Below are 10450 nucleotides of genomic sequence, written 5' to 3' on the forward strand. Positions count from 1 at the left end.
TCTAAAATTTGTATTGTCGACGTAATTCACGTTCCTGGTCACGCTTCTTGATAGTCTCACGTTTGTCATACTTTTTCTTTCCCTGGCCCACGCCAATAAGAACCTTGGCAAAGCCATGTTTAAGATAGACTTTGAGCGGAATTATTGCAATACCACGCTCTGCTTGTTCTTTAGCCAAGCGTACAATTTCTTTTTTGTGTAAAAGTAACTGCCTTCTGCGTAGTGGCTCATGATTATAACGATTACCTTCTTTGTATTCACTAATGTGAACATTTTCTAGATAAGCAGAGCCATTAATAATTTGGACATAACCATCGCGAAGATTTATTCGTCTGGCACGTACTGATTTGATTTCTGTACCCGTTAATGCAATACCAGCTTCGTATGTCTCTTTAACGAAATAGTCATGATGCGCTTTTTTGTTTTGAGCAATTAAATTTTCTTGCTTTTCTTTTTTCAATTTTCCGTCCTAATGATTATATTTACTTATATGTGGATGATTACCATTTTTCCGAAAATTGCTACGATTTCTATCATTATTGCGGCGACCGTGGTCGTTGTGAAAGCCACGGCTCCCACGACGACGATTGTTGTTACCCCGATCGTGATGTGCCTTTTTAGGTGCGTTAGGGTCATAAATTTCAAAGTCTAGCTGATGCTGCTCAATATTTGCATTAGTTAGCGTCACCTTGATTGGCATCCCAACATGATACTGCTTATGTGTCCCGCGACCAGTTAATGTCATACTCTTTTCATTAAAACTGTAAAAATCATCAGTTAAGTTAGAAATATGAATTAAACCTTCAACAGTGTTAGGTAATTGAATGAACATCCCAAAGCTAGTCACAGAAGAGACAACTGCGTCAAAATGTTGACCCACTTGATCAGCCATATACTCAGTCATCTTCAGATCATTAGTTTCGCGCTCAGTATCAATTGAGACACGTTCCTGGGTTGAAGTTTGTTCTGCAACTTCAGGCAAGCAATTTGCAAAGTGATCTCTGACTTCCTTATCAGTTCCTTCTTCAGCGTATGCATGAATCATTCGGTGCACCATTAAGTCAGAATATCTTCTGATTGGAGAAGTAAAGTGCGTATAGAATTTAGCCGCAATACCAAAGTGTCCTAGCGGCTCTTCCGAATAATGAGCTTGCTTTAAGCTACGCAACATCATCATTTGCACAACGGCTTCTTCGGGAGTGCCTGTAGTTTTTGATACCACCTTTTGTAAATCGAGTGGCTTAACATGGTTTGGATCTGCAGTAATATTTAGACCGAATGCGCTACAAAATTCGAAGAAGCTCTTAATTCTTTCGCCGTCCGGAGTTTCGTGCACACGGTAGAGAAATGGCACATGCTTTTTATAGAAGGCTTCAGCAACTGTCTCGTTAGCAAGCAACATGAAAGATTCAATCATTTTTTCTGCTGTACCACGATCATGCAAGACGATATCGGTTGGTTTGCCTTGATCGTCTACAATGATTTTTGCTTCTGGCTCTTCAAAGTCAATTGCACCACGTTGATGACGCTTTTTATAGAGTGCGTTATGCAATTCAGCCATTTCTTTTAACATTGGCGCTAACTCAACGTACTTTTCTTCCAATTCATCATTATTGTCAGGGTCTAACACCTTGTTAACATTATTATACGTCAAACGGCCATGTGAGCGCATGACTGACGGATGAATATCGTAACTAACTCGATCACCTTCAGGGGTTAATTCCATCTCACACGAAAGTACTAAACGATCAACACCCTCATTTAATGAGCAAATACCATTTGAAAGTCTAAACGGCAACATCGGAATCACGCGATCAACTAGGTAAGTACTATTACCACGTGTATATGCTTCTTTATCCAGTGGGGTATTCTCTTTAACATAATGCGCAACATCAGCAATATGAACACCCAAATGATAATTTCCGTTTGGCAGTTGCCATAAAACAACAGCATCGTCAAAGTCCTTAGAATCGTCCCCATCGATAGTAACAGTTGGTTGGTCACGAATATCTTCGCGATTAGCCATATCCTCTGGTGTAACATGATCAGGAATATTGTTTGATTGCTCTAACGCATCCTCATTCCATTCAGTTTTAACATCATGAGCTGACACAATTGCCATTATGTCAACGCCAGGCAAACTCTTGTTACCAATGACCTGAATTACCACACCGGTCATTGAGTCAGGATTGTCTTGGTCAGGATAATTGCTAATTGAAACCTTGACCATATCACCTTTTTGCGGTTTAAGCCCGTTTTCACCAATGTAAACACGGTAATTTGCTAATTTTTTGTTCGTACTTAATACGTAACCGATAAAGTGACTTGTCTTGACTTGTTCATCCGTCATTGGGTGGAATTCACCAACTAGTGACGTTAAATTACGTTCAACAATTTCCTGAACTTGTCCTTCTGGACCTTTTCCATTCCAAGGATTGCCACCAGCGGTAATTTTCACGCGGACCTGATCGCCATCAACTGCGTAGGCAGTATAATCTTTGGCAACAAAAATATCATCAGTCTCTTCATCTTCAACCCTAACAAAGCCAAAACCTTTGCTATTAGACTTAAAAATTCCGTCGACTATTGTATTTTCTTGAGCCAGTTGATAATGTCCGTTACCATCCGTGATAAGTTTCTTTTCTTGCTCAAGAAATGACAGAGCCTTGACGATATCAGAAAAGTTACCTAAACGGTCTCGTTTAAGCATCCGATCAATCTGTTCTACTTGATATTGTTTTTTAGGGTTGCGGCGAAAGATCTCTAAAACATTAGCGAGAATTTTTTCGTTCTGTGCCATTCACTTAAGCTCCATTCTTTGATAAAAAGATAAAAAAAATCCTCCCATCGTTTGATCGGGAGGAACCATTACTATTTTGAAGACAAATAAGCTAATACAATAGCAAAAATGAAAAAGAGAGCTAGTAATACTGATGTCACTTTCTCCATAAATGCTTCAAAACCACGTTTCTTCGTTTGACCACTAAATACTGCACCGCCGGATAAGGCATTTAATGCATCTTGTTGCTTCTGCGGCTGCATCATTGTTGCAATGATAATTAAAATTGAAACAATAATTAGTAGCGTCATAAATAAATTGTACAATACGCTGCCTCCAATATACAGATACGATTACTGATAAATTTTAGCACAAAATATGTTTTATTTCGAGCTTTTATTTTTCTAACTCTGGCGCATCAGTTTTGAACTGCTTCTGAGTTGTTTTCTTGTGATTTTGATACCACAAAGATGTTTTAGTTTTAGAAGAGTATAGCTGTTTAAGCGCCTTTTTTTCATTATAGTCATAATCATGTGGATTTACTTTTTTGAAGCCTTTAGGCTTATAAAAACGTAGCAAATCACCCGCAATGACACGATCAGACAATGACAATTGAGTAGTTACCTTATTTGAAATTGCTACCAGCTTAGTCTTAAGCTTTTTGTCTGGTTTCTCAATCTCTTCACCGGTTTTGGTGTAGTAATAGGTACCGCCCACCTTAGCATATTCAGGCGTAATAAAGTCACCATTACGCTGGGCAACAATCTGCGGCGCCTTTGAGCTAAGCAAATCGTGCCCGAATTGAATAGTGTCCTTGTCGTTAATGCCAAGCAAGTTTAACAACGTTGGCAAAACATCTATTTCGCCGCCATATGTGTCCTTTATGCCACCTTTTAGTCCCTTCATATGGAACATTAAAGGTACTCGTTGAAACTTCAAATTGTCAAAATTGGTGAACTCGTCTTGCTTAAGTAATTCGGCACTGGCCTTATGGTGATTTCCAGAAATACCGTAGTGGTCACCATAAAGAACAAGTATTGTTTTCTTATCAAGACCAGTTTTCTTCATCCATTGTAAAAATTCACCAATTGCCTGATCCAGATAATGCGCCGTTTGAACATAACCGTCAACAGTTTCATCCCCAGTGTCAGTTGGATCAATTGACTGATTCTTTTTATCCAAATCATATGGATAATGATTAGTGACAGTAATTAACTTAAGATAAAACGGTTGAGGCAAACGCTCAATATACTTGATTGATTGCGATAAAAAGATTTTATCCTTTAGACCGTAACCAATATAGTACTTTGGCTTGTTCTCGTAATAAGACAGTGGCATAAAGTAATGGTAGCCGAATTGCTTATAGGCATTATTTCGATTCCAAAATGATCCTGCACCACCGTGCATTACAGCAGTAGTATAGCCTCCAGCTTGATTTAAAATTGCTGGTGCACTTTCAAATGTGTTTGAAGTACCATAACTCGACATTGCTGAACCTGATTGCAGCCCATATAAAGAGTTCTCTAGCATCATTTCAGCGTCAGAAGTCTTACCTTGACCAACCTGGTTATAGAAATTGGAGAAACTCAAAGTATTCTTCGAATGATACAGCTTATTTAGGTTAGGTGTTACTTCCTTACCCTTCCATTTATAGCCAATCAAAAACTGTTGGAAACTCTCCAAGTGAATTACAATTACGTTTTTACCTTTAGCTACACCGGTATATTCAGGATTAGGTTTAACATAATTAACCTTCAAGTACTTTTTAACAGAACTCAAATCAGAAACATTTGCCTTGGCCATCTGTTCACTTGTCTGTGCTGTTTTAAAGGCATCATACACAGCATATTGATTCATCCCTAGATACTTAACAATATAGCTGTTATCAAACGTTCTAGTCAAAAGCCCTGAGCGATCTTTTTGCGCCATCATCAGATTAACGCCGATTAAAGCCACGGCTAATCCTTCAAGTAAAAGATTAAATTTCAGTTTTAAAGGCCTTAAATCGTATTTGATAACTTTACTTGCCATCAAACCTATAATGACTGCTACATCAAGAAAAGTTAAAAAATCACTTATTTTTGTTATGCCAACAATACTTTTACCTAGATTATCTGCAGTTGAACCAGACGTCTTAATAATTGAAAGTGACAAAAAATTGGAAAATTCACGGTAATATAAAATATTCGCAAATAGCCATGTACTAAGGATTAGATCAATTGCAATAATAATCCAATACGATTTTCGTCCTTTGAAGAAAAGACCTATCCCTAGTAGCAATAGTGCAGCAGGCAGTGGGTTAATGAACAAAAGAAAGTTTTGCATCGCTCCGACTGCACCGAGATTGAATTTAGTTAAATAAATCAAATACGTTTTTAGCCAAAACGTTATCAAGACAATGGTGAAAAAACCTAGCTTATTAGTAACTAACCATTGAAAGAAAGACTTAATCCGTGTCATTCCATTCTCCTCTCACTATGATAATATAGTACCCTTTAGGCCAATTATGCATAGTGGTTTTAGTAAAAATTAATCATTTGGTGTATTAGTAATTTTTTTCGGCTTAAAAATCCAACCAAAAATTCCCAGAATCATTCCTAAAAAGTAGGTTACAAACCGCCATAAGAACATCCCCAAAACTAGCGCTCCTTTTGAAGAAACAAAAGTCGCAAACAAAGTCTGGAAGCTGTATTCAGCTCCACCAGAAGCTCCAGGAATTGGAATAATTGCCATAAACATGATAATCATAATGTTCATTTGCGTTACACTTGCCCAACTTGCAGGCACACCTAAGGTAACTAATACCATGTAAGGAACTGAGTAAAAACACAAAAGCTGTAAAATAGTCAAAAGCCCACTAAGAAACAATTTCTTTTTCTCGCGCTTGAGTTTTTGACTTTCAGTATAGAAAGTATCAATTTTATCAACTGTATTCTTTCGCCATACTTCAACGCGATCTGTTGAAATAAACTTTGCTAATAAGTCCATTATCCAATTGGCAGCTTTTTTGGTCCAGTTATAGGCAAATAAAATAGCTAATAAAAAGACAATCGAGCTCACATGAATTAAGAAGCCAATTCCAATAAAGAATGCCAGACCAGCAAACTTTGTTGCAACCATCTTAAAGCCAGTGATTATTGTTACCACATAAGCGAGAAAAACCACGATTTGATAAATAATGAACTTCATTAAAAGAAGCGATGTTGCTCGGCCACCCTCAATTCCCATTTGGACCATTGCTGCAAGCTGAGAAGGCTGTCCGCCAGTTGACATTGGCGTAATAGCATTGAACAGTGCCTGAATGATAGGAATTCGAAAAAAGGACCATTTTGAACGTTTTGGTTCGTCTTTGCGATGAGCTAAAACTGCTAAGATGCTTGCTTCGAACACATAGGAAAGTATCATCAATGCAAATACTAAAATTAACGCACCATAATTGATTCCATGAGCTGCATTAGCCAGCTGCGTAACTGGAGTATCCTTAAGATCAACGTACAATACACCGCAGCTGATTAGTAAAACAATGGCAATGCCCCATAAATGTTTCTTATTCATTAGTGAATTTGTCCTAGTCTTCTGCCAATTTCATATTGCTCATGATAAAAATCATTCCAAATCTTGGCTAAATTATCTTCTGAATATTTTTCACTGGCCATATTTGATAAGTTAGCGTACTTATTTAGCAATGTCTTATCATACGCTACTCGATGCAGTTGCTCATTCATTTCCTCAAAGTTTTCGCCCTTCATGTAGTAGCCATCGATAATTGCTTTATATAAATCAAGATCTCTCAGTAGCACTGGCGTACCACAGCTAAAAGCTTCAAGAACTGACATCGGAAATAGTTCATCAAAAGATGGTAAAACGAATAAATCTGCAATATTTAAATAATCAACTAATTTTTGCCGGTCAATTATTCCTGTAAAAATCAGGTTTTGTGGCGGATTATCGACTAGCTCTTTAAAGTGATCGTAACCATCCGTAATTTTTCCAAAAGAAAAGCCACCAGCCCAGATGAACTGAATTTCCGGATTCGCTTCAGCCATCTTTGCAAAGTCATCAACACCTTTTCTAGCTTGAACTTGACCGTCACCAAAAACAACAAATTTATCTAATGGAATTCCCAATTGATTTCGAAAGGCATTTTTTTCAGCCTGTTGTTCAGGATAAAACTCTTCTTTTGAAACGAAGTTAGGAATATATTTTACCTTTTCGCGTCTAATGCCATACTTAACTAATTTATCAATAAAAATAGGATTAACGACAACGATTTGGTCCATTCTCTTATAGAAGTCTATTACGTAATTATAAAAGACTTTTTTAGCTGGAGCGGGTAACTTGATTGAGCCTTCAAGTGTTTCAGGTAGAAAGTGAACATAACCAATTTTTCGCCCACGTGCTGGAGAAAAACTATTAGCATAATAAGTTGGGTTAATTGTATGATAGTGCGTTAAATCACTTCGACCATACTTATTATTCGTAACATAAAATTCTTCTACTAAATGCGTTCTTAATAAGCTAATTAATTCATTGTAAGCAGAACCGACTCCCTGGCCTTTAACTGAATCAGCTTGCGAAAACATATTGATTCTAATCATTGGTATCCTCTTCTTCGAGATCCTCTTGGTAATTTTCAATTACCTCTTCATAAAATTGATGAACATCACTACCAAAACGTTTAGCGGAAATTTGATCTAGCTTTTTAGCTAGCTTATCAGCTGGAATTTCGCTTGGACCTTCTCTTAAGTAATCTAAAATTTCATCACGCATCTCACTTGGTCGTGTGAAAACTTCACCAAAACATTTATCATCAAATACCCGTTCAGTGTAATCAGTGTCATAAACAACACACCTAGTGCCCGAAGCAAGAGCTTCAATATAAGTTAGTCCTTGTGTTTCAGTATCACTAGCAGAAACAAATAAGTCTGCCATTTTGTAGAATGAACCAACATCTTCATGAGGAACATCTCCTGCAAAAATGACATTATCTTCTAGTGTCAAACGCTCAACCTGCTCTTGTAGGACTTCTAAATCAGGACCGTCGCCTGCAATTACTAAACATGCTTTTGGAAATTCATCTACAATTTCCGGCAAAACATTCAATATCCGGTTAATTTTCTTTTCTCCAGCAATTCTGCTTAGGGTCAAAAGTACTTGTGCATCCGGTTCAATTCCTAAATCGTGACGAACGTCGTTAGTAATAGGCTGATTTAGGCTCTCAATGTCCACTCCCGTTGGAATTACCTTCATAGGGATAGTTACCTTATAGCGCTTTAAAAGCTTCTCTACGCGCTCGCTAGGGGCAATAACGCCATCCATATTTTTGAGGTAGACATTGGTAAATTGCTTAACATGGTATGGGCGCAAAAGATGACCATTGAGCACATAATGTAAATAGTCTTCATACATCGTATGATACGTGTGAATGGCCGGAATCTTTAATTGATGCGCAACATATTTCCCAATCATTCCCAGCGCAAACTCCGTCTGCGTGTGAACAATATCAAGTTTTACTTCACGAGCAACCTTAGTTGCTTCAAAAAAGCCTCTAAAAGCTACACGTCGATCAGTAAAAGAAATAAACGGTACACTACTGAAGCGAAAAACATTTGCTTCAACTGCTCCCTTTTGTACATGTGGATCAGTAGTCGTAAAAATAAAAACATTATGCCCCTGTTTTTCAAGGGCATCCTTTAATGTTTTGATTGATGTTGCTACACCACTAATTTGCGGAAAATACGTATCGGTAAAAATACCAATATTCATTTGAATACCTCCATAAAAGGTATTATAAAGATTACACCCTGCATGTGCAATTTTTATAAAAACAAAAGCAAAAAAATATAAAAGAAAAGCAGCTTCTAGTAAGAAGCTGCCATATAATAGCGGTGATCGGGGTCGAACCGATACGTCCTAAACGGACACCAGATTTTGAGTCTGGCGCGTCTGCCAATTCCGCCACACCGCCATAGTAAAACAAAAAATAATAGTTCAATGGACTGAACCTTTAAAGGCGGGGATCGGATTTGAACCGACGATTAAGGTTTTGCAGACCTCTGCCTTACCACTTGGCTACACCGCCATTGAATATTCTCATAATAGATTGGGATAGCTGGATTCGAACCAGCGCATAATAGAGTCAAAGTCTAGTGCCTTACCGCTTGGCTATATCCCAATGCTAGGGCGGAATATGGGATTCGAACCCATGTATGCCGGATCCACAAACCGGTGTGTTAACCCCTTCACCAATTCCGCCATGAAGTTTTAACAGGGATAGTAGGAATTGAACCCACACTAGCGGTTTTGGAGACCGATGTACTACCTTTATACGATATCCCTATTATGGAGGAGGGTGGATTCGAACCGCCGAACTCAGAGAGAGCGGTTTTACAGACCGCCGCGTTTAGCCACTTCGCTACTCCTCCAGGCTGATGGCGCGGGACGGAATCGAACCGCCGACACAAGGAGCTTCAATCCTTTGCTCTACCAACTGAGCTACCGAGCCATCCTACGGTCCATATCAGATTTGAACTGATGATCTTCTCCGTGACAGGGAGACGAGATAAACCACTGCTCCAATGGACCATATTGCGGGAGGTGGATTTGAACCACCGGCCTTCGGGTTATGAGCCCGACGAGCTACCAGACTGCTCCATCCCGCGATTATAATAATAAATAAATGTACAAAACCCAGTTTAATGGACCTTGTAGGACTCGAACCTACGACAGGACGGTTATGAGCCGTCTGCTCTAACCAACTGAGCTAAAGGTCCGAGCTCTAGCAAATAGCGGCGGGGGGGATCGAACCCTCGACCTCCCGGGTATGAACCGGACGCTCTAGCCAGCTGAGCTACACCGCCAACAAAATGTAATCGTTATTCAATTACAAATCGGGAAGACAGGATTCGAACCTGCGACCCCCTGGTCCCAAACCAGGTGCTCTACCAAACTGAGCCACTTCCCGGGATATGCGCCCTGAAGGATTTGAACCTTCAACCTTCTGATTCGTAGTCAGACACTCTATCCAGTTGCGCTAAGGGCGCATCATTAGATGCCGAGGACCGGAGTCGAACCGGTACGGTTGAAACCAACCGCGGGATTTTAAGTCCCGTGCGTCTGCCAATTCCGCCACCCCGGCATGTAATGAAAGCGGAAGACGGGATTCGAACCCGCGACCCCCACCATGGCAAGGTGATGTTCTACCACTGAACTACTTCCGCATAATTATGAATGCCGATTATACGATTTGAACGTACGACCCCCTGTTTACAAGACAGATGCTCTACCAACTGAGCTAAATCGGCAAAAATGTAAATATGGTATTAATAATATTTGGCGAATACGGGTGGTGGGACTTGAACCCACACGTCCGAGAACACTAGAACCTAAATCTAGCGCGTCTGCCAATTCCGCCACACCCGCAAAATGGGGCCATGAGTCGTGACGGGCTTGAACCGTCGACCCTCTGATTAAAAGTCAGATGCTCTACCGACTGAGCTAACGACTCGGTATGGAGGATACAGGGCTCGAACCTGTGACCTCCTGCTTGTAAGGCAGATGCTCTCCCAGCTGAGCTAATCCTCCATAAAGCACGGCAGCGTCCTACCCTCGCAGGCAGTCTCCCACCAACTACTCTCGGCGTGAAGAAGCTTAACTGCTGTGTTCGGCATG

The 10450-nt window shown here is 39.7% G+C and carries 7 protein-coding genes and 19 tRNA genes; all 26 read right to left on the bottom strand.

Translation table 11 applies throughout. The annotated features are described in order from the left end of the window. Position 1: 1 nt before the first annotated feature. Positions 2 to 460 (bottom strand): SsrA-binding protein SmpB, encoded by a 459-nt coding sequence (gene smpB / locus H3T48_RS06615; protein ID WP_187157603.1) that lies wholly within the window; start codon positions 458 to 460, stop codon positions 2 to 4. Positions 461 to 469: 9 nt separating this feature from the next. Then, positions 470 to 2800 (bottom strand): ribonuclease R, encoded by a 2331-nt coding sequence (gene rnr, locus H3T48_RS06620; protein WP_198188940.1) that lies wholly within the window; start codon positions 2798 to 2800, stop codon positions 470 to 472. 71 nt (positions 2801 to 2871) lie between these two features. Further along, positions 2872 to 3105 carry a preprotein translocase subunit SecG gene (secG, locus tag H3T48_RS06625; protein WP_046306231.1) on the bottom strand — a complete coding sequence of 78 codons (234 nt, stop codon included), beginning with the start codon at positions 3103 to 3105 and terminating at the stop codon, positions 2872 to 2874. A 70-nt stretch (positions 3106 to 3175) separates the two neighbouring features. Beyond that, positions 3176 to 5239, bottom strand: coding sequence for an LTA synthase family protein (locus H3T48_RS06630; RefSeq protein ID WP_187157601.1), 2064 nt, complete (start codon positions 5237 to 5239; stop codon positions 3176 to 3178). 69 nt (positions 5240 to 5308) lie between these two features. Further along, positions 5309 to 6334: a lysylphosphatidylglycerol synthase transmembrane domain-containing protein gene (locus tag H3T48_RS06635; RefSeq protein ID WP_074425709.1), complete on the bottom strand. Its 1026-nt coding sequence runs from the start codon at positions 6332 to 6334 to the stop codon at positions 5309 to 5311. Then, positions 6334 to 7377, bottom strand: a complete 1044-nt coding sequence (locus H3T48_RS06640; RefSeq protein WP_198188941.1) for a glycosyltransferase family 4 protein — start codon at positions 7375 to 7377, stop codon at positions 6334 to 6336. Before H3T48_RS06640 ends, H3T48_RS06635 begins: the two co-directional genes overlap by 1 nt. Beyond that, positions 7370 to 8545 (bottom strand): glycosyltransferase family 4 protein, encoded by a 1176-nt coding sequence (locus H3T48_RS06645; RefSeq protein WP_074425711.1) that lies wholly within the window; start codon positions 8543 to 8545, stop codon positions 7370 to 7372. The genes H3T48_RS06640 and H3T48_RS06645 overlap by 8 nt, the downstream gene beginning before the upstream one ends. A 117-nt stretch (positions 8546 to 8662) precedes the next feature. Next, positions 8663 to 8747: transfer RNA gene (locus H3T48_RS06650), tRNA-Leu, on the bottom strand. 43 nt (positions 8748 to 8790) lie between these two features. Further along, positions 8791 to 8861 (bottom strand) — tRNA-Cys (locus tag H3T48_RS06655). Between the two features lie 21 nt (positions 8862 to 8882). Then, positions 8883 to 8954: transfer RNA gene (locus H3T48_RS06660), tRNA-Gln, on the bottom strand. A gap of 7 nt (positions 8955 to 8961) precedes the next feature. Further along, positions 8962 to 9034: transfer RNA gene (locus tag H3T48_RS06665), tRNA-His, on the bottom strand. Positions 9035 to 9047: 13 nt separating this feature from the next. Continuing rightward, positions 9048 to 9118, bottom strand: a tRNA-Trp gene (locus tag H3T48_RS06670). A gap of 4 nt (positions 9119 to 9122) precedes the next feature. Beyond that, a tRNA-Tyr gene (locus H3T48_RS06675) sits at positions 9123 to 9204 on the bottom strand. A gap of 7 nt (positions 9205 to 9211) precedes the next feature. Next, positions 9212 to 9284 (bottom strand) — tRNA-Phe (locus H3T48_RS06680). Between the two features lie 6 nt (positions 9285 to 9290). Continuing rightward, positions 9291 to 9364, bottom strand: a tRNA-Asp gene (locus H3T48_RS06685). Between the two features lie 3 nt (positions 9365 to 9367). Next, positions 9368 to 9441: transfer RNA gene (locus H3T48_RS06690), tRNA-Met, on the bottom strand. Between the two features lie 37 nt (positions 9442 to 9478). Further along, positions 9479 to 9552 (bottom strand) — tRNA-Ile (locus H3T48_RS06695). Between the two features lie 13 nt (positions 9553 to 9565). After that, positions 9566 to 9639: transfer RNA gene (locus H3T48_RS06700), tRNA-Met, on the bottom strand. Positions 9640 to 9669: 30 nt separating this feature from the next. Continuing rightward, a tRNA-Pro gene (locus H3T48_RS06705) sits at positions 9670 to 9743 on the bottom strand. A gap of 5 nt (positions 9744 to 9748) precedes the next feature. Next, positions 9749 to 9822, bottom strand: a tRNA-Arg gene (locus tag H3T48_RS06710). A gap of 9 nt (positions 9823 to 9831) precedes the next feature. Beyond that, positions 9832 to 9917, bottom strand: a tRNA-Leu gene (locus H3T48_RS06715). Positions 9918 to 9927: 10 nt separating this feature from the next. Continuing rightward, positions 9928 to 9999: transfer RNA gene (locus H3T48_RS06720), tRNA-Gly, on the bottom strand. A gap of 11 nt (positions 10000 to 10010) precedes the next feature. Then, positions 10011 to 10083 (bottom strand) — tRNA-Thr (locus tag H3T48_RS06725). A gap of 36 nt (positions 10084 to 10119) precedes the next feature. Next, positions 10120 to 10201: transfer RNA gene (locus tag H3T48_RS06730), tRNA-Leu, on the bottom strand. A 12-nt stretch (positions 10202 to 10213) separates the two neighbouring features. Next, positions 10214 to 10286, bottom strand: a tRNA-Lys gene (locus H3T48_RS06735). 4 nt (positions 10287 to 10290) lie between these two features. Further along, positions 10291 to 10363, bottom strand: a tRNA-Val gene (locus H3T48_RS06740). Between the last annotated feature and the right edge of the window lie 87 nt (positions 10364 to 10450).

The sequence above is a fragment of the Lactobacillus sp. M0403 genome (assembly GCF_016101265.1).
Classification (GTDB): Bacteria; Bacillota; Bacilli; order Lactobacillales; family Lactobacillaceae; genus Lactobacillus; species Lactobacillus apis.

Excerpts from the sequence above, each read along its gene's own strand:
- rnr (WP_198188940.1), bottom strand. The coding sequence starts at position 2,800 with ATGGCACAGAACGAAAAAATTCTCGCTAATGTTTTAGAGATCTTTCGC.
- H3T48_RS06630 (WP_187157601.1), bottom strand. The coding sequence starts at position 5,239 with ATGACACGGATTAAGTCTTTCTTTCAATGGTTAGTTACTAATAAGCTA.
- H3T48_RS06635 (WP_074425709.1), bottom strand. The coding sequence starts at position 6,334 with ATGAATAAGAAACATTTATGGGGCATTGCCATTGTTTTACTAATCAGC.
- H3T48_RS06640 (WP_198188941.1), bottom strand. The coding sequence starts at position 7,377 with ATGATTAGAATCAATATGTTTTCGCAAGCTGATTCAGTTAAAGGCCAG.
- H3T48_RS06645 (WP_074425711.1), bottom strand. The coding sequence starts at position 8,545 with ATGAATATTGGTATTTTTACCGATACGTATTTTCCGCAAATTAGTGGT.